This is a genomic window from Pannonibacter sp. Q-1, from assembly GCF_054073275.1.
The window spans coordinates 557,692-578,340 of sequence record NZ_JBSXNB010000003.1 but is presented as its reverse complement, the minus strand read 5'-3'; the positions used below and the strand labels follow the sequence as shown (position 1 = coordinate 578,340).

The following is a 20,649-nucleotide window of genomic DNA, read 5'->3' as shown; positions in this document are numbered from 1 at the left end:
TTCCAGAGCGGTGAGACTGTCTTGCATGGGGACGGTAGGCGTCTGCTGCAAGGCTCAGGACGATGAAGTTATTGAGCTCCAAAGGCTCTGATCCAATCGGCTCCTACCTCAGTTCGCTCAGCTTCCCAGTCAACTGAAAGGTCTGCAATCTGATTGAGTGACGGATCTGCGTCGAGCAAAACTGCGACACTTACATGATATGGCTCATAAACATCGTTGTGGTCGACACCTCCACATAAAAATTGCCAGTCTCCGCCTTCTCTGGATACCAATAGCACAGGCCGCTCTCTCCGGAACACATGTCCGCAGCAGTAGGCGCCCAATCTCAAATCTTCGAAATGCCTGCGGCTCATCGCCTCCGCTCCCTTGGTTGTCGCATGTATACTCATAGCCCCCTCACGCTGAAGCCCCTCTCAACAACCGGAAGCCTGTGTCGAGGCGGGTGGGGGTGGGGGTGCCTTGGAAGCGGGAGAGGATCATGGCGGCGGCTTGTTCGCCGATGCCGGTGCGGCCGGATTCGATGGTGGTGAGCGGGCAGGGCAGCTGCTGGCCGATGTCGAGGCCGTTGAAGCCGCAGATGGCAAGATCGCCCGGAACGTCGAGCCCCGCCGCCATGCAGTGGAAGATGCCGCCGACGGCCATGTCGTCGTTGGAATAGCATATGGCTTGCGGCCGCTCCGGAGCCTCAGCCAGAAGCCGGGCGGTGAGTTCCCGGCCAAGCGCCACGGAAGAGGGGGCGTGGGCGGTGAGTTCGGCGGTGATGCTGGCGCCTGTTTCTCTTGCTGCGGCAAGGAAGCCTTCCCGCCGCTTTCCGGCGCGCTGGTCGGCCTCAAGGTCGTGGCCGATATAGGCGAGGCGCTCATAGCCCCGGCCCGTCAGATAATAGCCAAGCGCCTTGCCAGCCTGCACCTGCGAGATGCCGGCGGCCATGTCGATGGGCTCGATGTCGCAATCCATGATCTCGACAATGGGCACGTCCGCCTGCTCCAGCATCTTGCGGCTGGTGTCCGTCAGGCCCGCCGTGCCGATGACAAGGGCGGCCGGGCGCCAGGCGAGAATGGTGCGGATCATCACCTCCTCGCGCTCCGGCAGATAGTCGGAGACGCCGAGAATCGTGTGGTATCCGGCGGCGGTCAGACGGCTTTCGAGGCCCTGCAGAACCTGCGGAAACACGTTGTTGGTGAGGGACGGGACGATGACGCCGATCTGGTTGGAGGCAGCTCCCGCCAGCGATCCGGCGATCCGGTTGGGCAGATAGCCGAGCTGCTGGGCCGCTTCCGCTACCTTCTTCTGCGTCTGCGGGGCGACATTGGCGCCATTGCGCAGCGCCCGCGAGGCGGTGATCTCGCTGACGCCGGCCAGTTCTGCCACCTCACTGAGCTTCACACGCTTCATGCTGCATCATCCGCGCTGGATTGGCTGATGGGCGGAGAGTGGCAGAAATGATCAGCGCTGTCATGCGGAGAGTTTGCGGAAACTGGCGGTTATCCGCTGAAAGCATAGTGTGCATTTGATCGGCTTTGATGGATTGACAGCGCTGTCAGTCCTGAACTACCGTTTTATTCATGCCGGTCTGGGAGGTCCGGCGCGCAGGCCCGTGATGTCATCCGGGCTTGCCAGATCAGGTCTGCCCGGCCGGAAAGGCGGGGCGCGTCTGTCCGGTGGTCCGGGCAGGCAATCAGGGAGGAAAACCGCCGTGTTTCATTTCAGAAATCTGATGATCGCTGCCAGCGCGCTGGCGCTCACCGCAGGTGCTGCCCAGGCTCAGGAAGTCATCACCGTCGCCCATGCCATTTCCGCCCAGTCGCATTACGGCGCGGGCGCGCGCGCCTTCATCGCGAAGCTCGAAGAGCTGTCCGGCGGCAAATACACCGGCAAGGAAGCGCCGGCCGGCACGCTCGGCGGCGAGCGTGACATGATTGAGGGCCTGCAGATCGGCTCCATCGACGTGGTGATCACCTCCAGCGGCCCGCTCGGCAACTTCGTGCCGCAGGTCTATGCCCTCGACCTGCCGTTCCTCTTCCGCGACTATGATCATGCCCGCAAGACGCTGGACGGCGAAGTCGGGCAGGAGCTGCTGGCCAAGATCGGCGAGAACAATCTCGTTGGCCTCGCCTGGTCGGAAAACGGCTTCCGCCACATCACCAATTCCAAGAACGCCATCGCCGGTCCCGATGACCTGAAGGGCCTGAAGGTGCGCACCATGGAAAACAAGGTGCACATGAAGGCCTTCACCGACATGGGTGCCGCGCCGACGCCGATGGCCTTCCCGGAAGTCTTCGCCGCCCTGCAGCAGGGCGTGGTGGACGGGCAGGAAAACCCGATCCCGGTGATCACCGCCTCCAAGTTCTGGGAAGTGCAGAAACACATCTCGCTCACCGGCCACGTCTACTCCCCGGCCATCGTGCTGGCTTCGCCCATCCGCATGGATGGCCTGAGCGAGGAAGAGCGCGGCTGGTTCATGGAAGCGGCGAAGGCCTCCGTCGCGGCCACCCGCGCCGAAGTGGACAAGCAGGAGCGGGAGGGCGTGCAGCTGATGAAGGACAACGGCATGGAAGTGACCATGACCGTCGACAAGGAAGCCTTCGCCAAGATCGCCGAGCCCTCCTACGAGATCTACACCAGCCAGTATGGCCCGGAGATGATCGAGCGCATCCGCGCCGTGCAGTAAGGCTTTCCCAGCGGTCCGGGTGTGCCCGGGCCGCTCTCAAGACACCCCGGCGGGCTGCCGGCCGTTATGCGCCGGCAGCCCGTTCCCTTCCGTCCGGGTGAGGCGTCATCATGTCCTTCCTTCTCAAAATCGATGAAATCCTGTCGGAAACGGCCTTGCGGCTGGCGATGGCGTTTTTGGTCATCGCCACGGTCATGGCGCTGTATCAGGTGACGACCCGCTTCGTCTTCGGCACGCCCTCAACCTGGTCGGAAGTTGCCGCCCGTTCCGCGATCATCTGGTGCGTCTTCCTGGGCGCCGCCGGGGCCATCCGCAGCGGCTCGATGATCTCGATGGAGATTGTCCAGCGGTCGCTGCCGCGCCGCCTTGGCTTTGCGCTCTATCAACTGGCGATGCTGCTCTCCTTCGTCTTCTTCGTCATCCTGTTCTGGCAGGGCTGGAACATGACCGGGCGCGTGATGCGCCAGACGCTTGCGGCCCTCGAGATTTCCATCGCCTGGGTTTATGCGGCGCTGCCGGTGGGGGCCGTGTTTGCCTGCATTGCCATCCTGGGCGCCATGTTGCGCGCCGCACGCGATGGTTTGCCGGGTGAAGCGCCGGTGGAAGGAGCGCAGGGATGAACGCCGTCATTGCCGTCTCGCTGCTGATCTTCTTCTTCATGGGCGTGCCGATCGCCATTGCCATCGGCCTTGCCTCCATTGCCGGCATTCAGTTTGGCAGCAATCTGCCGCTGCTGCTGGTGGCGCAGCGCATGTTTGTCGGGCTGGACAGTTTCCCGCTGATGGCCATCCCGCTCTTCATCCTCGCGGGCAATCTCATGTCCGCGGGCGGCATTTCGCGGCGGCTGGTGGAACTGGCCAAGGCGCTGGTCGGCGGCATTCAGGGCGGGCTGGCCTGCTCCTGCGTGCTCACCTGCATGATGTTCGCCTCCGTCTCCGGCTCTTCCGTCGCCACCACCTTTGCCATCGGCTCCATCCTCATCCCGGCGATGGTGAAGCACGGCTATGGCAAGCCGCTGGCCGCTTCCATTCAGGCCAGCTCTGCCGAACTCGGCGTTCTGATCCCGCCGTCGATCCCTCTCATCCTCTATGGCGTGTCCACGGAAACCTCGGTGGGCCAGCTCTTCATCGCCGGTTTCGGCCCCGGCCTGCTGGTGGCCAGCGCGCTGATGGTGACGGTGCTGGTGATCTGCCGCCTGCGCGGCATCGGCACCCATGATGGCGATGACCGGCAGGCGCTGTGGCCCGCCTTTGTCAATGCGGTGCCGGCGCTGCTGGTGCCCTTCGTCATCATCGGCGGTATCTATGCGGGCGTGTTCACGCCGACGGAAGCCTCCGTTGCCGCCGTGGCCTGTGCTGTTGTTGTCGGCATGATCTGTTACCGGGAACTGCCGCTGAAGGCGCTGCCGGGCATCCTGCGCCAGACAGTGATCTCCACCACCACCATCATGCTGATCATCTCGGCGGCGGCGCTGTTCTCCTTCCTCATCGCCCGCTCCGGCCTGCCGGGCGAGGTGGCGAACTGGATCAAGACCGTGTTCTCCGAGCCCTGGTCCTTCCTGCTGGCGGTCAATGTGCTGCTGCTGATTGTCGGCATGTTTATCGAGACGTCCGCCGCCATTCTGGTGCTGGCGCCGATCCTGACGCCGGTGGCGGTCAGCTTCGGCATCAATCCGGTGCATTTCGGCCTGGTTGTCGTCGTCAATCTGGCGCTCGGCATGATCACGCCGCCACTCGGGGTCAATCTCTTCGCGGCCTGTGCCGTGGCGAAGATCCCGCTGGAAAAGATCATTCCGCAGCTCATCTGGTTCGTGCTGGTGGTGTTCTGCTGCCTGATGCTGATCACCTACATTCCGGCGATCACGCTGTGGCCGGTCGAAATCTTCATGGGGTCCTGATCATGGTTCTGAATGTTGCGGTCGTGGGGCTTGGCTCGATGGGCTATGGCATGGCGCAGTCGCTGCTGCGGGCCGGGCACAAGGTGCACGGGGCGGATGTGAATGCCGCCGCCGTCTCCCGTCTGGTGGCAGAAGGCGGGCAGGCGGCCAGCGCCGCTGACACGGCTCCGCTGGCCGATGTGCTGGTCGTCGTGGTGCTGAATGCCGCGCAGACGGAGACGGTGCTCTTCGGTGCCGAGGGCTGGGCGCCCCGCATGCGCCAGGGCGCCACCATCATCTCCTGCGCCACCGTGGCCCCGTCCTTTGCCAGGGACATGGCAGCGCGTTGCGCAGGCTTCGGGCTGCATTATCTCGATGCGCCGATTTCCGGCGGTGCGGCCAAGGCGGCGGCGGGCAAGCTGTCGATCATGGCCTCGGGCTCGCCTGCAGCTTTCGAAGGCGCAAGGCCTGCGCTCGATGCCATGGCCGAAACCGTCTTTGAGCTCGGCAGCGAGCCGGGGGCAGGCTCGGCCATGAAGGCGGTGAACCAGCTTCTCGCCGGGGTGCATATCGCTGCCATGGGCGAGGCGCTGACCTTCGGCATGACGCAGGGGCTGGAACCGGGCCGGATCGTCGAGGTCATCTCCAGATGCGCAGGCACCTCCTGGATGTTCGAGAACCGCGCGCCGCATGTGGTTGATGGCGACTATACGCCCCGCTCGGCCATCAATATCTGGCCGAAGGATCTGGGCATCGTGCTGGGCATTGCAGCGGAAGCGCGGTTTGGCGCGCCGCTGACGGCTGCTGCCCTGCAACAGTTCATGGCCGCCGCAGGTTCCGGCCTTGGCGGCGAGGATGATGCGGCGGTGGCCAAGGTCTATGCCCGTAACGCCGGGCTCACCCTGCCGGGAGGCGCATGATGCTGCTGGGCTGTATTGGCGACGATTTTACCGGCTCCAGCGATCTGGCCAACACGCTGGCGAAGCAAGGCATGCGCACAGTGCAGTATACCGGCGTGCCGGATGCCCCTGCCGCGCTGGATGTGGAAGCCGGTGTTGTGGCACTCAAGTCCCGCTCCATCCCTGCCGCCGAGGCTGTGGCTCTGTCACTGAAGGCGTTGGACTGGCTGAAGGCGCAGGGCTGCCGCCAGTTCCTGTTCAAATATTGCTCCACCTTCGACAGCACGGATGAGGGCAACATCGGCCCGGTGGCCGAGGCGCTGGCTGCGGCGCTGGGGGAGGATGCGGTGATCTTCTGCCCGGTGTTCCCGGCCACGGGCCGCACGCTGGTGCATGGTCATCTCTTCGTCGGTGACCGGCTGCTCAGCGAAAGCGGCATGCAGCACCATCCGCTCACCCCCATGACCGATCCGGACATCCGCCGCGTGCTCGCCCGTCAGGTGAAAGGCAATGTCGGTCACGTGTCCTACGCGGAGGTGGCCAAAGGTGCGGCTGCTGTCGCGGCTGCACTCCAGCGCGAGAGCGGAGCAGGGCGGGGGCTGATCGTGGTGGATGCGCTGTCCGATGGAGATCTGATGACCATCGGCGAGGCCGCAGCCAGCCGCAAGCTGGTGACCGGCGGCTCCGGCATCGCCATGGGGCTTCCGGCCAACTTCCGCAAGGCGGGCCTCATCAGCGGGGCTTCTTCCGGCTGGCAGGGGCAGGGTGAGGGCCGGACGGCAGCCGTCTGTGGCTCCTGCTCGGTGATGACGCAGAAGCAGGTTGCTGCCCACAGGCAGACGAGCCCGGCCTTCGAGATTGATGCGGACAAGGTGATCGCCGGGGCGCTGACCGCGCAGGCGGTGGCGGACTGGTGCCTTGCGCAGGAGGGGCTGCCGCTTGCCTATTCCTCTGCAGATCCCGCCCGTGTGGGCGCCGTGCAGGAGCGGCACGGCAAGGACAAGGCCGCCGCCGCGCTCGAAGGCTTCTTCGCAGAGCTGGCGCGGTGCCTCGTGGCAGGCGGCGTGACCCGGCTGATCAGCGCAGGCGGAGAAACCTCCGGCGCCGTGGTGGAGGGGCTGAAGCTCGGCACGCTGGAGATCGGGCCGGAAATTGATCCGGGTGTTCCGGCCATGCGGGCGGGCCCCGGGCTTGTCATTGCGCTCAAATCCGGCAACTTCGGTGCGGAAGACTTTTTCGCCAAGGCCGCAAGCCGGCTGGAGGGGCAGGCATGAGCAGTGAGGCGCGCCTGAGGGAACAGATCTGCGCCATGGCCCGCTCCATCTTTGAGCGCGGCCTCACCGGCGGGTCCTCGGGCAACATATCGGTGCGCACGGAAGATGGCGGCTTGCTGGTGACACCTACCGGCAGCTCCATGGGCAGTCTTGATCCCGCCCGCCTCAGCCGGTTTGACGCAACCGGGCGCCTCATTGGCGGGGATGAGCCCACCAAGGAAATGCCGCTGCATGCCGCCTTTTATGAAACCCGCAGCACGGCTGGGGCGGTGGTTCATCTCCACTCCTGCCATTCGGTGGCCCTTTCGCTGCTGCCGGACACGGACCCGGACAACATGCTGCCGCCGCTGACGGCCTATGGCGTGATGAAGCTGGGCAAGGTGGTGATGCTGCCGTATTTCATGCCCGGTGACCCGGCCATGGGCGATGCCATCCGTGGCCTTGCAGGCAAGCGCTCCGCCGTCATGCTGGCCCATCACGGCCCCGTGGTCGCGGGCAAGGATCTGGAATCCGCCGTCTATGCCATCGAGGAGCTGGAAGAGACGGCAAAGCTTGCGCTGCTGACGCGCGGGCTCAATCCGAAGCTGCTCACGGACGCGCAGATCCGCGGTCTGGTGACGAGATTCAATGTGGAGTGGGACTGATGCCGCGTTATTCCGCCAATCTCGGCTTTCTATGGTCCGCCCTGCCGCTGCCGCAGGCGATCCGGGCCGCAAAGGCCGCCGGTTTTGATGCGGTGGAGTGCCACTGGCCCTATGATACGCCCGCTGACGAGGTGAAGGCGGCGCTGCACGAGACCGGCCTGAAGATGCTGGGCCTCAACACCCGCCGGGGCGATGTTGCCGCCGGTGACAACGGCCTTGCTGCCCTTCCGGACCGTGAGGCGGAGGCCCGCGCCGCCATCAGTGAGGCCATCACCTATGCCGCCGCGATCGGCTGCGGCGCCGTGCATGTGATGGCGGGCAAGGCCCCGGTGAGGGATGCCGCCGAAGCCACCTTTCGCGCCAATCTCGCCTATGCCGCAGAACTGGCCGCCCCGCATGGTATCACCATCCTGATCGAGCCGCTGAACCGTCACGATGCGCCGGGCTACTTCCTCAGCAATGCCGATCAGGCTCTGGTCATCATCGCTGCCGTGGGCGCGCCGAACCTCAAGTTGATGTTCGACTGCTACCACATCCAGATCCAGCAGGGCGATGTGCTGCGCCGGCTTGAGGCAGTGCTGCCTCACGTCGGCCACATCCAGATTGCCGCCGTGCCCGACCGGGGCGAGCCCGACCGGGGCGAACTCGACTACCGCTGGCTCCTTCCGCGCATCGATGCCCTCGGCTGGTCCACCCCCATCGGCGCCGAATACCGCCCGCGCGGTCGTTCCGTGGAAGAGGGGCTTGGCTGGCGGGAACTGTGAGGCAAACCGAGGTCTGGCAAGGCTCACCGCCTGCTGTAGGCGTCGAAGGTGAAGGGGCCGGACTGGGTGTTGTCGACCATCTCCAGCACATGGCGGGGGATCTCAGGGTCCTCGGGCTGGAACAGGCCGCAGTTGCGCAGGGCGCCGGTGACATTGAGCCGTGCGGGCGTGCGCTCCAGATAAACGCGGACGCAGCAGGGCATGTGGATCTGGTCGGCGGAGACGCCGAGCTTCACCCCGTGCAGGCGCGTCCAGCGCAGGGAGTAATCCGGGTAGAGGATGGTCTGGGTCAGCTCGATGCCGGCGCTGTATTCATAGTCGGACATGAACACCCGGTCGCCGGTCAGAAGTGCAGCACCCTGATAGCGGTAGTGGCGCAGGCAGGGGCGGTCATGCTGGCCCATGCGCTCCAGCCGCCGGTAGAACATGTGCCCGTCTTCCATTGTGAAAACGATGAGCCCCCGGATGATCTTGCCCTTCTGCGACATGGAGTAGTAATACTCATAGAACATGCCGGTCAGGTTCTGCACGCGGGCATCGCTCAGCGTCATCACCTGGTCGAAATGCTGGCGCAGGCGCCGTGTCACCGTGTCATTGCCGAGGCCGCGAATACGGACGATCTCTGCAAATTCCTTGTGCGGCAGCATCATCTCGTAGGGTTCGACGCCGAAGTAATCGCAGATCTTGCGCATCAAGGCCGTGCGCGGGGTGGACGTGCCCGCCAGATAGCGGTTCAACTGGCTGCGGTTGATGCCGAGGTCCCGCCCGACATGGGAAATGGAAGGGCGGTAGGAGCAGAGCAGGCGAAGGTTCTCGGCGATTTCGTCCATTTGCGCTCTTTGATGCTAAAAATGCACAAGAGTGCATCACTTAGTGGATGAGTGCCGAATTGTCAAGGAAACTGCGGGGTTGCACCATCTGGGAAAAGGGGGAACACCATGAACCAGAGAGCTTACACCCTTGGCATCATCACCGGATCAGGCCCTGAGGCCGGTCTCGACATGTGGGCCAAGATCCTGCGCCACACCCAGGACATGATGGGCTGCAGTTTCCGCGGCGACCTTGATGCGCCGCGTCTTGTCGCCGTGTCCGAGCCGGAACTCGGCCTGTCGATGGACCTGCGCGAAAACGAGGATGCCGTCTGGGCCGCGATGGAGCGCGCCGTGCGGCAGATCGCGCCGCAGGTGGATGCCTTCGCCATTGCCTGCAACACGCTGAACTGGTTTGCGCCCAAGATCGAGGTGCTGCTGGCCAAGATGGGTGTGAGTGCGCGGCTGGTGTCGTTCCAGTCCGTGGTGGCTTCCGAAATCCGGCGCTCCGGCTCCGGCCGTGTCGGCCTTCTGGGCGCAGCGCCCGTTGTCGCGCTGGACGAGTATTCCGCCTATGCGACGCTGACGCCCGTCTTTGATCTGGAGACTCCGGCCGAGCCGCAGGCACTGCAGAGCCTTATTCACGACGTGAAGCGCCTTGGCAGCACGGATGCCTCGCTTGCCCCCCGGCTGGAGGAAATCGTTCTTTCCATGGAGGCGCAGACGGTGCTGCTGGCCTGTACCGAACTGCCGCTGATCGCCCGTCCCGTTCAGGGCAAGACGCTGATCGACGTGACGGATGCGGTGGCTGCCGCGCTGGCCGGCCTTGCGCTTGAGCATCACCGGGCAGCAGCGTGATGGAACTTCTGCTGATACATACGGGTGGCACCATCGGCATGGGTGACACCGAGCACGGTCTTGCGCCCATGGCAGGGATCGTGGAAGAGGCGCTGGAAGCCCGCCTGCCGGAAGGCGCGGTGCTGGCCACCCACGTCTTTACCCCGCTGCTGGACAGTTCAAACGTCGGCCCGTCTCACTGGAACGAAATGCTGGATGCCATCGAGGCCCATCCCGGAGCGCCGGTGATCATCACCCACGGTACCGATACCATGGCCTTCACGGGCGCGGCCTTGTCGCAGGCGCTGGCGGGTCTTGGCCGGCATGTGGTGCTGTGCGGCTCCATGGTGCCGCTGCATCACGGCGGTGACGCGGAAGGCAATCTCGATCTTGCCATCGGCGCAGCCTTTCAGCCGGGTGAAGGCGTGTGGCTGGCTTTCAACGGCAAGCTGATGCCCGCCGAAGGGCTGGTGAAACACGAGAGCCAGGATGCGGACGCCTTCCGCGCCACGCCGCAGCTGAAGCCGGGCCTGCCCGCCCGCCGCCGCTTCGAGGACCGGCGCATCGCTGTCCTCTCCCTGTCACCGGGCATGCCCGCCGCGATGCTGCGGGCGGCGCTTGCCGAACTGGACGGGGCGGTGCTGCGCGTCTTCGGCTCGGGTACGGCCATGTCCTGCGAGGAGGTTCTTGGAACCCTGCGCGATGCCGTGGCCTCCGGCAAGCGCATCCGCGCCGTCAGCCAGTGTGAGCAGGGCGGCCTCATCCCCGGCGGCTATGCCGCGGGAGCCGGCCTGTGGTCCTGCGGTGTCGAAAACGGCGGCCTCGAAACGCCGGAAGCCGCGCTGGTGCGGCTGTGGCTGAATTGAGGGGAGTGATCCGGGACTGAAATCTGTCTGGTTAAAAGCCGGGCCGGTTTCGGTCAGTCAGTTGGGGTCGCGCCCGGCAGGAACGCAATCTGCATTGCTGCAACAAATTGAGCGGCCTGACGGACCAGTTCACGAACATCTGAAAGCTCAACTGAGCCATCTGTATAGTCGGCGACCAGCCGTATCTCGTGTGCACGGTTTAATTGCCGCCCAAGATCTCTGGAGACAAGGCCTGTTTTGACGAGGTGAGAGCCAAAAGCGCCGATCAAGCCGCTGTGGGTGCGCCCGATTTCCGGGTCCACTTGTGCGCCTGAGGACAGAAGTGCGGCCCGAGCTGCGTCAAACATCGCGTAATAGGCGCGATTGGCTGCGCCGTCGGTGTCGCCAAGCGCCAGCAACGCTTGTGCGGAGGTACATGCTGTTTGCGCTTTCGCCATCAGTATCTCAGGCGTCAACCGTTTGCTTTTCACAGGCGGACACCTTCCCGGCCGATGTTGCGCAGCAGGGCAGGATTAGAATGTGTCTCCGGATGCTCCCATTCTTCCAGTGCAATTGGCAGAGGGGAGATGAGTATCCCTGTTTCGAGCATCACATCAAAGGCGGCGTCGGCCATGTCCAGCTTGACTGGCAGAAAGCGCCCTTGGCTGCCCCGTAGAAGGACTGCAACGTCAGCATCACTGTCCGGACGGTGCGTGCTTCTTGCCCGGCTGCCGTAAATGATGGCGCCAGCCAGATCATAATGGCCGGAAATCCGCGCCAGAAAGCTGCGGACTGCCTTTTGGGTGTCCCGGTCTATGCTCGCCATGCGATCCTCGTCCTGAGAACTGCCTTTCTCCATCTTAGCGCCAAAGCGGGGAAACACAAAACACCCGCCGCTCCATAGGGGGCGGCGGGTTTTGTGTGTCTCCCGAAGGTGGCAAGGGGCGGCGCTGGGTGGGCTTGGACCGCCCCTTGCCGTATCACTGCAGCATGGCAGTGATTTCCTCCGCCGTGCCAAAGCCAAGCTTGACAGCGGTTTCGGTGACGCTGGCGTTTTCGGAGAGCGCGGTTTTGGCCACCTTGGCGGCCTTGGCGTAGCCGATATGCGGCACCAGCATGGTGGCCAGCACCAGCGAGTTCTCCAGCATGCCTTCGCACTGGGCCACATTGGCCTCGATGCCGCTGACGCAGCGCTCGTTCAGCGTGTCCATGGCGCGCATGAGGATGCGCATGGACTGCAGCACGTTGAGGATGATCACCGGCTCGAAGGCGTTGAGCTGCAGCTGCCCGGCCTCGGCGGCCATGGTGACGGTGAGGTCGTTGCCGATCACCTGGAAGGCCACCTGATTGACCACTTCCGGGATCACCGGATTGATCTTGCCCGGCATGATCGAACTGCCGGCCTGCATCGGCGGCAGGCGGATCTCGTTGAAGCCCGAGCGCGGGCCGGAAGACAGAAGCCGCAGGTCGTTGCAGATCTTCGACAGCTTCACTGCAATGCGCTTCAGCACGCCGGAGAAAGTGACATAGGCACCGGCATCGGATGAGGCTTCCACAAGGTCGGTTGCAAGCTTCACCTTCATGCCGCATACGGCTGACAGTTCCTCCACCGCCCGTTCGGCATAGCCGTCCGGCGTGTTGACGCGGGTGCCGATGGCGGTGCCGCCAAGGTTCACCTCCAGCAGCAGCTCCGACAGGCGGCCGATGATGTCGATGTCCTCGCGGATGGTCGCGGCAAAACCGGCGAACTCCATGCCGAGGGTCATTGGCACCGCATCCTGCAGCTGGGTACGGCCGATCTTGCGCACATTGGCAAAGGCTTCGGCGCGCCCGGCAAAGGCGCCGGCAAGGCGCGTCTGCGCCTGACGGAAGGCCTCGCACTGGCTGACGATGGCAAGGCGCAGGGCCGTCGGGTAGACGTCGTTGGTGGACTGCGACCTGTTCACGTCGTCATTGGGGTGCAGCTGGGCATAGTCGCCCGGCCGGTAGCCCATGCGGATGAGGCCAAGGTTGGCGATCACCTCGTTGGTGTTCATGTTGGTCGAGGTGCCGGCCCCGCCCTGGATCATGTCCACCCGGAAATGCTCGTGATGGTGGCCTGCGATGATCTCGTCGCAGACGGAGGCAATCACGTCATGCTTTGCCTGCGGCAGCACGCCGAGGGCAAGGTTGGCGGCAGCGGCCGCCTTCTTCACCCAGGCCAGCGCCCGGACGAACTCCGGGAAGGCGCTGAGCGGAATGCCGGAAATCGGGAAGTTCTCGATGGCGCGGGCGGTGTGAATGCCCCACACACAGTCTGCCGGCAGGGATATGCGGCCAAGACTGTCCTCTTCGATGCGCATCTGCTGTTGCATCGGTCTTTCTCACAGCAATGGAGGGGATGTGAAATGGGCCGCCAGTTGGCGGCCCATGAGGCTTCTATCCGGATTACTTCCAGATGCTCGGGTCCCAGGCCTTGCGGTCGAGGTCGAGGTCGTTGAACTTGGCCGGATCGAGGATCGGGCGGGCAACGCCTGCCTTCAGCTGTGCCCGGTAGTCATCGACAACGCGCATGGCGATCGGGAACAGCATGATGATGGCGATCAGGTTGACCAGCGCCAGCAGGCCCATCATCGGATCGGAGAAGAAGAACACCGAGGTTGCCTTCGGAGCGACGGCGCCGAGGAACACCACGCCGAGGATCAGCAGGCGCAGCACGAAGACGGCCGGCTTGGAGCGGGTGACGACGGCCAGTGCGTTTTCGCCAAGGTAGTAGTTGTAGATGATCGATGAGAAGGCGAAGAGCAGGATCGCCAGCGTCAGCGCATACTTGGACCATTCCCCCACATGGCTGACCAGCGACTGCTGCGTCAGAACCACGCCGTCGATGCCCTGCGCGCCCGGCACGTAGACGTCACCCAGCAGGATGATCAGCGCCGTGCAGGTGCAGATCAGGATGGTGTCGATGAAAACCGACAGCGACTGGGTGATGCCCTGGCTGACCGGATGGCGGACAAGCGCTGTGGCCGCAACGTTCGGAGCCGAGCCGAGGCCGGCTTCGTTGGAGAACAGGCCGCGGCGCAGGCCCTGGGCAATGGCCGCACCCATGCCGCCAGCCACCGCTTCTTCAAAGCCGAAGGCGGAGCGGACGATGTGCAGCAGCATCGAGGGCACTTCGGTGATGTTCAGCAGGATGATGACCAGAGCCAGCGTGATGTAGCCGACTGCCATGACCGGCACGACAACATCGGCCGCCTTGGCAATGCGCTTGATGCCGCCGAAGATCACGAGGCCGGTGACGGCTGCGATGGCAAAGGCGGAATACATGCGGTCGATGCCGAGGGAGTCCTGCACGGCACCGGCCATGGTGTTGCCCTGGAAGGCATTGAAGCCGAAACCGAAGGAGGCCAGCAGGCAGATGCCATAAACAATGGCGAGCCAGTTGTAGCGCTGGCCAAGACCGCGGCGGATGTAGTCGGCCGGGCCACCGCGGAAGCTGCCGTCGGTTTCCTTGTTCTTGTAGAGCTGGGCAAGGGTGCACTCGATCAGGCTGGTTGCCATGCCGCAAAGGGCAATCGCCCACATCCAGAACACGGCGCCCGGTCCGCCGAGGGTAATGGCCACGGCCACGCCGGCAATGTTGCCGCCGCCCACGCGTCCGCCGACGGAGACAAGCAGGGCCTCACGCGCGGAGATGGTGTTGGGATCGGAGTTGTTGGCATTGGAACCGAGCACACGGAACATGCGCCCGAAAAACTCGAACTGCACGAAGCCCGACATGATGGTGATGAACACACCGAACACGACGAGGATCGGAATGAGCGCCCATCCCCACGTCAAATTGTCAATCAAGCCGAAGAATGACTGAATGTACTCCATGGTTTCCTCCTGACCACCGGCCTTGAATTGGCCGTTATTCATCCCCACTATTTTAAAGTGAGTGTTGCTACTTAAGGATTCCGCACTTCGCTGCGGAGTGACGCTATTTTGCGCTATTTGCGCGCAAAGCGGAGCAAACACCTCTATCTTCCGTAGTTCTTACAGTAAAAAAGGGACGCCCGGATGAGCGTCCCTCTCGTTTCTTTGCAGGGCCTGCCTTTACTCTGCTGCCGCCAGCCGTAGCGTCTTGTCCGCGATGGCTCCCACCAGATTTGCATCATGGCTGACGAGGATCAGCGCCAGGCCCTGTCCGGCCACGATGTCCGTCAGCAGGGTGATGGTGTCCTTCTGGGTGATCGGGTCGAGCCGGGACGTGGGCTCGTCGGCAAAGAGCAGGACAGGGTCCAGCAACAGCGCCCGCAGCATGGAAAAGCGCTGCAGCTCGCCGCCGGAAATCTCGTCAGCCCGCCGGGCCAGGAGGCGGTCTGCCAGGCCCAGCTGCTTCATGAGGGGAGCAACGCGGCTGCGGTCCAGCTTGTGCAGGCGGATGAGGTCCGTGACGAGCTCTTGCATGGTGGAATGGCGCGGGAAGCTGGCGGGCGGGTCCTGATAGAGCTTCTGGAACAGCGGGCGTCCTGATGCTGTCTTGCGCTCGATCCGGCCTTCATCCGGCTTCATCAGGCCGATGAGAATATCCCCCAGCGTGGACTTGCCGCAGCCGGAGGGGCCGGTGATGCCGGTGATCCCGCCCGGGTGAACGGTGAGGCTGACGCCGGAGAACAGCCGCCGCCCGCCGCGCGAGGCGGCCACGCCTTCTGCGGTCAGCACAGGTATTCCGTCCTTGCGGGTAGAGGCGCGCTTTGGCCAGTGCAGCGGGTCGCTCTGCGCCAGTTTCCGCGTATAGGCCGGTCTTTCGGGCGAGAGCAGGTCTTCCGTCCGGCCCTGATCGGTGATCTGCCCCTCCTTCATGATCATGAAGTCCCCGCCCAGCTGGCGGGCAAGCTCCAGATCATGGGTGATGGTCAGCAGCGCGCCATCCGTGCCAAGGCCTTGCAGCAGCATGCGGGCGACGTCATCGCGCCGGGCGGCATCCAGCCCTTTGGTTGGCTCGTCGGCAAAGATCAGCCGTCCGCCGCCAGCCCGTGCCACGGCAAAGGCCAGCCGCTGTGCCATGCCGCCGGACAGCTCATAGGGGCGCTTGGCGCCGGAGCCGGCAAGGCCGAGGCTGGTGAGGTCTTCTGCCGTCATGGCGCGCGCATCGGCGGCGCCACCGACCAGAGCATGGGTCTCGCGGATCTGCTCCGCCCCGCGCATCAGCGGGTCGAGCGCAAGCCAGGGCTCCTGCGGCAGGATGGCGAGAAGCCGGCCCCACAGGGGGCGGATGGCATCCGCATCTCCGGCGGCAAAGCGCTGTCCCTCGAACACGACTTCGCCCGTGGCGGTGAGGCCTTCCGGCAGAGTGCCAAGCACGGCCTGTAGCAGCAGGCTCTTGCCCGAGCCGGTTTCGCCAAGGATCGTCAGCGGCCGTCCGGGTTGCAGCTCCAGCGACACGGGCTGCACGAGCACGTCCTTGCCCGCCAGGACCCTCAGATTTCGGATGGAAACGGAATGTGTCATGCGCGCGAGCCTGCGATCAGGTTGAGGCCAAGGATGAGGCTGAAGATGGCGGCGACCGGCTGCAGCAGCGCCCAGGGCGCTTCGCGCCAATAGGGCATCAGCTCCACCATCATCTGGCCGAGTTCCGGGGTGGGCGGGCGCACGCCGGCGCTGACGAAGCCGAGTGCAGCAATGGTCATGATGCAGGTGGCCATGCCGAAGGCGGTGGAGGTCAGCATCACCGGCGCCAGTTCCGGCCAGACGTGGCGGCGGAAGACATAGGCCTTGCCGAAGCCGAGGAGGCCGGAGGCCTGAACGGCAGGAGAGGCAAAGATCGGCCGGGAGGCGGCGCGGGCGAGGCGGAAGAACTCGACCCACAGAACCAGCGTCAGGCCGAGCCAGAAGGCGAGCGGCTTGTTCGGCACGATGACGCCCACCATCAGCACGATCAGCAGGCCGGGAATGGCCATGACGGAATCGGCCAGCAGCGTCAGCAGCCGGTCGGTCATGCCGCCCTTGCGGCCGGCGGTGACGCCAAGGGCGAGGCCGATGGCTGCGGCGCTGAGTGCGCTGAGCGCTGCCACCGTCAGGGACAGGCGCAGGGCTTCGGCCAGGCGGGCCATCAGCGAGCGGCCCAGATGGTCATAGCCGAAGGGGGCGGCCAGGTCGGGGGCGGCGAGCGCCAGCCTCAGGCTCTGGCGCACCGGGCTCAGCGGCGAGATCATCGGTGCGATGATGGCCAGAAGCACGGGCAGGCCCACGAGCACGATCCCGGCCCAGAAGGGCAGGGGGCGGAAGCCGCGCCCCTGCTGCGGCACTGCGGAGATATCCATCAGGCAGCCCTCCGCGGATCGATCCGCTGGATGACGAGATCCAGCAGCGTGTTGAGCAGCACGAAGCCGAGACCCAGCACCAGCGCGGTGCCCTGCACCATCGGGATGTCGCGGCCGAAGATGGCATGGACCAGCGCATGGCCGATGCCGGGCCAGCCGAAGATGCTCTCCACGATGACGACACCTTCCACCAGCGTCACGAACTGCATGCCGAGGAAGGCAAGCACCGGCGCGCCGATGTTGCGCAGGCCGTGGCGCAACAGGATCTGGCCATCACTGAGACCCTTGGTTCTGGCGAACTGGTAGAAGGGGGCCTTGGCAACGCCTGCCATCACGTCCCGCGTCACGCGGGCGGAAAAGGCGGCAAGGCCGAGGGCGAGGGTGACCGCGGGCAGCACGAAATGCGCCGGCTTGCCGTGCCCGGCGGCGGGCAGCCAGCCGAGCTGCACGGCAAAGAGCAGGATCAAGACCAGCGCCAGCAGGAACTGCGGCAGGGCGCGGATGCCGGCCGAAACCGTCAGCAGCACCCGGTCCAGCATCCCGCCCGGCTTCAGCCCGGCGAGAATGCCAAGCGGCGGGCCCATGAACAGGGACAGCACGATGGCTGCACCTGCCAGCTGCACGCTGGCGCCCAGCTGGTGGCGGATTTCGTGCCACACCGGCTCGCCGGAGATGAGCGACTTGCCGAGGTCGAAGGTGGCCAGATCCCGCATCCAGACGAGGAACGCGGTGACGGGGCCACGATCCAGCCCCAGCTCCTGACGCACGGCATCGGCGGCGGCGGCGCTCACCATGTCATAGCCATAGCGTCCGGCGGCAATCCGGTAGGCCATGTCGCCGGGAAGGCTCTGCATCATCAGGAAGGTGAGAATGCCGACAAGCAGTGCCACCAGCACCGCCTGTGCAGCCCGCATGGCAAGGCCGCCGGAGAGGCGGCCCGCACGCGTTGCAAGGGAAGGAGAGGACATCAGTTCTTCCAGCTCGCATCCTTCAGGCCGAGCTTGCGCTCGTAGGGATCAAGCATCACGCCCTGCAGCTTGCCGGAGATGGCGGCATTCTGCTGGTACCAGGCGATGGGCAGCACCGGCAGCTCTTCCTGCAGGATGGTGGTTGCGGTGGCGAACTGCTCTGCGCTGCCGCCGTTGCGGCCGATGGACTTCAGCAGGTCCGCGATTTCGGCGTTCTGCCAGTTCATCGCGCCCCAGTCGCCATTGGGGGCATAATCCTGCAACAGGGTGCCGATCGGGTTCGGCACGAGGGCAAAGTTGCGGGCCAGCAGCGCCAGCTCCAGCGAGCCGTCGTTGTGACGGGCCGGGACTTCCGAGGAGTTGGTGGAGTTGATCGTCAGCTCGATGCCCACTTCCTGCAACTGCTGCTGCAGCACGGCAGCCACCAGCGGCAGCTCCGGCCGGTCCGGATAGGTCAGCAGTTCCAGCGTGAAGCGTTCGCCGTCCTTTTCGAGAATGCCATCGGAGCCGGCCTTCCAGCCCAGCTCAGCCAGCAGTGCGGCAGCTGCTTCCGGGTCATAGGCGAGCGGGGCAAGGGCCGCATTGTGCCAGTCGCCCACGGACGGCGGGAACAACTGGGTGGCGCCGGCCTGATAGCGCAGCACGGCGATGGCGAGGCCTTCCCGGTCGATGGCAAGGCTCAGCGCCTTGCGGGCTTCCACGGTGTTGAGCTTCGGGTTGGCCGCGTTGACCTTGACCAGCAGCGAGCGTGGGATCGGCACGGAGCGCACGTCCAGCCCGTCCTTGTCCTTCAGCCGGGCGACGGAGGCCGGATCAAGGTTCAGCACATAGTCGGCATCGCCGCTTTCGGCCATCAGTGCGCGGGTTTCGGCGCGGCTGACGGAGTTATAGGTCGCTTTGCCGATCTTGGCCGGGCCGCCCCAGTACTGATCGAAGCGGTCTGCTTCCATCTTGCCCGGTGCCTGCAGCAGGGTGATCTTGTAGGCGCCCGAGCCAATGACGGAGGTGGCCATGCCATCGGCGCCATAGGAGGCCGGGGCAAGGATCTGCGAGCGGTATTCGGCGAGGAAAGCGGGCAGGGCGGCGAAGGGCTCTGCCAGCTTCACCACGAGGTCCGCACCGTCCGCCTCGATGGCGTCAATGGGCGCGCGCTGCAAGAGGCCCGGCTTGGCGCGGGCGATGTTGAGCGCATTGGCCGCCGCAGCCGCATCCGCCGGGGTGCCGTCATGGAACGTTGCGCCGTCCTGCATCTTGAAACGCCAGACGAGGCCATCGCTTTCCACGGCCCAGCTGGCCGCGAGGCCCGGCGTCAGGTGGCCGTCCTGATCCGTGTTCACCAGCGTCTCGGCCACGTCCATGGCCAGGAAGATGTTGCCGGAAAGTGAGGGGTCCGCGCCCTTGATCTCGAAGGGGCCTGCCACGTCGATGCTGTCATCGGCGGCAAAGGCGGTGCCTGAAAGCAGGGTGCTGGAAAGAGCCATCGCCAGGGCGAAGGTTTTCAGGTTGGAACGGTAACGCATCGCAGACCTCACTTGGGTTTGAATTGCGTTACGACATAACATAACGATCTTGGGGCGCAAGGCGTCAGCCCTGAAAATTTGTGCGCAGCAAAAACAACGGCGCCGGTGGAGCGGACCCCACCGGCGCCTTTCACGTCAGAAGCCAAAGGCCTCCAGAGGCTTACTGCTTGCCCCAGATCTTGCCGTATTCCTCGCGGTAGCCATTGCCCGGATCAAAAATGTTCCGGTCGCCGCCGTCGAAGGAGATGTTGTCCTTCGTCACCACATGCAGCGGCGAGGTGTAGCCGGACCATTCGGCGCCGTTCATGGCGCGGTTCAGTTCGTCCACCAGCTGCCAGCCCTGCAGGTTCAGCGGCTCGGCCACGGTGACGGCCTGATACTGGCTGGAGCGGATGCGCTGGTAGGCGCTTTCCGAACCGTCACCGGCCGCAACGGCCTTCGGGGCGCCATCGCCGGGGATGCCGGCTGCGGCAAGGCTCGGGCCCATGAAGTCGAAGTAGATGTCGTTGATCGCCAGTGCGTGGGTCCAGCTTGCACCGTATTTCTGCAGCAGGGCGGTGGTCAGCGTCGGCATGCGGCTGGAGGTGTCGGCAATCGGCGTGTCGACATATTCCAGCACGGTGCCGCCGAGCTCTTCGATCGTTTCCTTGATCTTGTCGGCCTTGGCGATGGCGATGGCATAGGTGGAGTCGGTGAAGATCACCACACCCGGCTTGCCGCCGGCATCTGCATAGGCCCACTTGGCCGCAGCCGCCGACACTTCCATGGCGTCGGTGGAGACATTGGCGAAGATGCCGTTTTCCGGATCCGGGCCGATGACCGGGCTGGCGTGCCAGCTGACCATCGGAATGCCTGCAGCCTTGGCCTGATCGAGGGCTGCCTGCTGTTCCACCGCATCAAAGCCGTTGATGATGATGCCATCCGGCTTGAGGGCAAGGGCCTGGCCGAAGGCGGCGGCGCGGCTCTGGATGGAGCCTGCGCCGTCCAGCACGTTCACGTTCCAGCCGATCATGAACACGGCTTCCTGGATGCCCTTGGTGACGCCGAGGACGCCGCCGTTCTTCATGTCTGCGGCCAGAACCACAATGGTCTTGCCCTCTGCGGCCTTCGGGCCGGAGGTGGGGCCGTCCCAGGTGGTCTTCTGGCCGGCATATTTCTGCACGTCCGCCATGGCGTCGGAGACGGCGTCTGCATGGGCTGCCAGCGTGGTGCCGGCCAGCAGGATGGTTACAGTCAAGAGACGTTTCAGCATGTC

The 20,649-nt window shown here is 64.8% G+C and carries 20 protein-coding genes; 9 read left to right on the top strand and 11 right to left on the bottom strand.

The annotated features are described in order from the left end of the window. Positions 1 to 396: 396 nt before the first annotated feature. Positions 397 to 1,395 carry a LacI family DNA-binding transcriptional regulator gene (locus tag ACVNHC_RS10530; protein WP_457167214.1) on the bottom strand — a complete coding sequence of 333 codons (999 nt, stop codon included), beginning with the start codon at positions 1,393 to 1,395 and terminating at the stop codon, positions 397 to 399. A gap of 301 nt (positions 1,396 to 1,696) precedes the next feature. Here ACVNHC_RS10530 and ACVNHC_RS10525 point away from each other — a divergent pair, with 301 nt between their 5' ends. The 7 genes from ACVNHC_RS10525 to ACVNHC_RS10495 all read left to right on the top strand — a co-directional run bounded on the left by ACVNHC_RS10525 (position 1,697) and on the right by ACVNHC_RS10495 (position 8,128). Continuing rightward, positions 1,697 to 2,671 carry a TRAP transporter substrate-binding protein gene (locus tag ACVNHC_RS10525; RefSeq protein ID WP_457167213.1) on the top strand — a complete coding sequence of 325 codons (975 nt, stop codon included), beginning with the start codon at positions 1,697 to 1,699 and terminating at the stop codon, positions 2,669 to 2,671. A gap of 110 nt (positions 2,672 to 2,781) precedes the next feature. After that, positions 2,782 to 3,291 (top strand): TRAP transporter small permease, encoded by a 510-nt coding sequence (locus ACVNHC_RS10520; RefSeq protein WP_457167212.1) that lies wholly within the window; start codon positions 2,782 to 2,784, stop codon positions 3,289 to 3,291. Then, positions 3,288 to 4,568 (top strand): TRAP transporter large permease, encoded by a 1,281-nt coding sequence (locus ACVNHC_RS10515; RefSeq protein WP_122520747.1) that lies wholly within the window; start codon positions 3,288 to 3,290, stop codon positions 4,566 to 4,568. Before ACVNHC_RS10520 ends, ACVNHC_RS10515 begins: the two co-directional genes overlap by 4 nt. A gap of 2 nt (positions 4,569 to 4,570) precedes the next feature. Beyond that, positions 4,571 to 5,467, top strand: coding sequence for an L-threonate dehydrogenase (ltnD, locus tag ACVNHC_RS10510; protein ID WP_457167211.1), 897 nt, complete (start codon positions 4,571 to 4,573; stop codon positions 5,465 to 5,467). Next, positions 5,467 to 6,720, top strand: a complete 1,254-nt coding sequence (gene otnK, locus ACVNHC_RS10505; RefSeq protein WP_457167210.1) for a 3-oxo-tetronate kinase — start codon at positions 5,467 to 5,469, stop codon at positions 6,718 to 6,720. Before ltnD ends, otnK begins: the two co-directional genes overlap by 1 nt. After that, positions 6,717 to 7,364, top strand: a complete 648-nt coding sequence (gene otnC / locus ACVNHC_RS10500; RefSeq protein ID WP_457167209.1) for a 3-oxo-tetronate 4-phosphate decarboxylase — start codon at positions 6,717 to 6,719, stop codon at positions 7,362 to 7,364. The genes otnK and otnC overlap by 4 nt, the downstream gene beginning before the upstream one ends. Continuing rightward, positions 7,364 to 8,128: a hydroxypyruvate isomerase family protein gene (locus ACVNHC_RS10495; protein ID WP_457167208.1), complete on the top strand. Its 765-nt coding sequence runs from the start codon at positions 7,364 to 7,366 to the stop codon at positions 8,126 to 8,128. The genes otnC and ACVNHC_RS10495 overlap by 1 nt, the downstream gene beginning before the upstream one ends. A gap of 23 nt (positions 8,129 to 8,151) precedes the next feature. On the opposite strand, the gene ACVNHC_RS10490 is transcribed toward ACVNHC_RS10495, so the two are convergent. Continuing rightward, positions 8,152 to 8,958 (bottom strand): helix-turn-helix domain-containing protein, encoded by an 807-nt coding sequence (locus ACVNHC_RS10490; RefSeq protein ID WP_050474768.1) that lies wholly within the window; start codon positions 8,956 to 8,958, stop codon positions 8,152 to 8,154. 108 nt (positions 8,959 to 9,066) lie between these two features. Between ACVNHC_RS10490 and ACVNHC_RS10485 the strand changes: the two genes are divergently transcribed. Both ACVNHC_RS10485 and ACVNHC_RS10480 read left to right on the top strand, forming a co-directional pair. Further along, positions 9,067 to 9,795, top strand: a complete 729-nt coding sequence (locus tag ACVNHC_RS10485) for an aspartate/glutamate racemase family protein (protein WP_050474769.1) — start codon at positions 9,067 to 9,069, stop codon at positions 9,793 to 9,795. Continuing rightward, positions 9,795 to 10,640, top strand: a complete 846-nt coding sequence (locus tag ACVNHC_RS10480; protein WP_050474770.1) for an asparaginase domain-containing protein — start codon at positions 9,795 to 9,797, stop codon at positions 10,638 to 10,640. The genes ACVNHC_RS10485 and ACVNHC_RS10480 overlap by 1 nt, the downstream gene beginning before the upstream one ends. A gap of 53 nt (positions 10,641 to 10,693) precedes the next feature. On the opposite strand, the gene ACVNHC_RS10475 is transcribed toward ACVNHC_RS10480, so the two are convergent. From ACVNHC_RS10475 to ACVNHC_RS10435, 9 genes are all read right to left on the bottom strand, one after another. Beyond that, a complete protein-coding gene (locus ACVNHC_RS10475) occupies positions 10,694 to 11,077 on the bottom strand; it encodes a HEPN domain-containing protein (protein ID WP_457167207.1) in 384 nt (127 codons plus the stop codon). Between the two features lie 29 nt (positions 11,078 to 11,106). Then, complete coding sequence (locus ACVNHC_RS10470) at positions 11,107 to 11,478, bottom strand: nucleotidyltransferase domain-containing protein (RefSeq protein ID WP_197717522.1); 372 nt, start codon at positions 11,476 to 11,478, stop codon at positions 11,107 to 11,109. 121 nt (positions 11,479 to 11,599) lie between these two features. Next, the gene (locus ACVNHC_RS10465) at positions 11,600 to 12,973 is read right to left on the bottom strand and encodes an aspartate ammonia-lyase (protein ID WP_186391320.1); all 1,374 of its coding nucleotides are present in this window, start codon (positions 12,971 to 12,973) and stop codon (positions 11,600 to 11,602) included. 73 nt (positions 12,974 to 13,046) lie between these two features. Next, on the bottom strand, positions 13,047 to 14,477 hold the full coding sequence (locus tag ACVNHC_RS10460) for an alanine/glycine:cation symporter family protein (protein ID WP_050474773.1): 1,431 nt from the start codon (positions 14,475 to 14,477) through the stop codon (positions 13,047 to 13,049). Between the two features lie 219 nt (positions 14,478 to 14,696). Next, entirely contained in the window at positions 14,697 to 16,094 is a 1,398-nt protein-coding gene (locus ACVNHC_RS10455) for an ABC transporter ATP-binding protein (RefSeq protein ID WP_457167206.1), read from the bottom strand. Beyond that, the gene (locus ACVNHC_RS10450; RefSeq protein ID WP_457167205.1) at positions 16,091 to 16,906 is read right to left on the bottom strand and encodes an ABC transporter permease; all 816 of its coding nucleotides are present in this window, start codon (positions 16,904 to 16,906) and stop codon (positions 16,091 to 16,093) included. Before ACVNHC_RS10450 ends, ACVNHC_RS10455 begins: the two co-directional genes overlap by 4 nt. Next, positions 16,906 to 17,874 carry an ABC transporter permease gene (locus ACVNHC_RS10445; protein ID WP_457167204.1) on the bottom strand — a complete coding sequence of 323 codons (969 nt, stop codon included), beginning with the start codon at positions 17,872 to 17,874 and terminating at the stop codon, positions 16,906 to 16,908. Before ACVNHC_RS10445 ends, ACVNHC_RS10450 begins: the two co-directional genes overlap by 1 nt. Continuing rightward, positions 17,874 to 19,394 carry an ABC transporter substrate-binding protein gene (locus tag ACVNHC_RS10440; protein ID WP_457167203.1) on the bottom strand — a complete coding sequence of 507 codons (1,521 nt, stop codon included), beginning with the start codon at positions 19,392 to 19,394 and terminating at the stop codon, positions 17,874 to 17,876. The genes ACVNHC_RS10445 and ACVNHC_RS10440 overlap by 1 nt, the downstream gene beginning before the upstream one ends. Positions 19,395 to 19,554: 160 nt before the next feature. After that, positions 19,555 to 20,646: a substrate-binding domain-containing protein gene (locus ACVNHC_RS10435; RefSeq protein WP_058900689.1), complete on the bottom strand. Its 1,092-nt coding sequence runs from the start codon at positions 20,644 to 20,646 to the stop codon at positions 19,555 to 19,557. Positions 20,647 to 20,649 lie beyond the last annotated feature (3 nt).

Bases quoted from the DNA above. Each gene is read 5' to 3' on its own strand.
- ACVNHC_RS10460 (WP_050474773.1), bottom strand. From the start codon at position 14,477: ATGGAGTACATTCAGTCATTCTTCGGCTTGATTGACAATTTGACGTGG.
- ACVNHC_RS10515 (WP_122520747.1), top strand. From the start codon at position 3,288: ATGAACGCCGTCATTGCCGTCTCGCTGCTGATCTTCTTCTTCATGGGC.
- ACVNHC_RS10530 (WP_457167214.1), bottom strand. From the start codon at position 1,395: ATGAAGCGTGTGAAGCTCAGTGAGGTGGCAGAACTGGCCGGCGTCAGC.
- otnK (WP_457167210.1), top strand. From the start codon at position 5,467: ATGCTGCTGGGCTGTATTGGCGACGATTTTACCGGCTCCAGCGATCTG.
- ACVNHC_RS10440 (WP_457167203.1), bottom strand. From the start codon at position 19,394: ATGCGTTACCGTTCCAACCTGAAAACCTTCGCCCTGGCGATGGCTCTT.
- ACVNHC_RS10450 (WP_457167205.1), bottom strand. From the start codon at position 16,906: ATGGATATCTCCGCAGTGCCGCAGCAGGGGCGCGGCTTCCGCCCCCTG.
- ACVNHC_RS10480 (WP_050474770.1), top strand. From the start codon at position 9,795: ATGGAACTTCTGCTGATACATACGGGTGGCACCATCGGCATGGGTGAC.
- ACVNHC_RS10475 (WP_457167207.1), bottom strand. From the start codon at position 11,077: ATGGCGAAAGCGCAAACAGCATGTACCTCCGCACAAGCGTTGCTGGCG.
- ACVNHC_RS10470 (WP_197717522.1), bottom strand. From the start codon at position 11,478: ATGGAGAAAGGCAGTTCTCAGGACGAGGATCGCATGGCGAGCATAGAC.
- ACVNHC_RS10495 (WP_457167208.1), top strand. From the start codon at position 7,364: ATGCCGCGTTATTCCGCCAATCTCGGCTTTCTATGGTCCGCCCTGCCG.
- ltnD (WP_457167211.1), top strand. From the start codon at position 4,571: ATGGTTCTGAATGTTGCGGTCGTGGGGCTTGGCTCGATGGGCTATGGC.
- ACVNHC_RS10490 (WP_050474768.1), bottom strand. From the start codon at position 8,958: ATGGACGAAATCGCCGAGAACCTTCGCCTGCTCTGCTCCTACCGCCCT.
- ACVNHC_RS10435 (WP_058900689.1), bottom strand. From the start codon at position 20,646: ATGCTGAAACGTCTCTTGACTGTAACCATCCTGCTGGCCGGCACCACG.
- ACVNHC_RS10520 (WP_457167212.1), top strand. From the start codon at position 2,782: ATGTCCTTCCTTCTCAAAATCGATGAAATCCTGTCGGAAACGGCCTTG.
- ACVNHC_RS10445 (WP_457167204.1), bottom strand. From the start codon at position 17,874: ATGTCCTCTCCTTCCCTTGCAACGCGTGCGGGCCGCCTCTCCGGCGGC.
- otnC (WP_457167209.1), top strand. From the start codon at position 6,717: ATGAGCAGTGAGGCGCGCCTGAGGGAACAGATCTGCGCCATGGCCCGC.
- ACVNHC_RS10455 (WP_457167206.1), bottom strand. From the start codon at position 16,094: ATGACACATTCCGTTTCCATCCGAAATCTGAGGGTCCTGGCGGGCAAG.
- ACVNHC_RS10485 (WP_050474769.1), top strand. From the start codon at position 9,067: ATGAACCAGAGAGCTTACACCCTTGGCATCATCACCGGATCAGGCCCT.
- ACVNHC_RS10465 (WP_186391320.1), bottom strand. From the start codon at position 12,973: ATGCAACAGCAGATGCGCATCGAAGAGGACAGTCTTGGCCGCATATCC.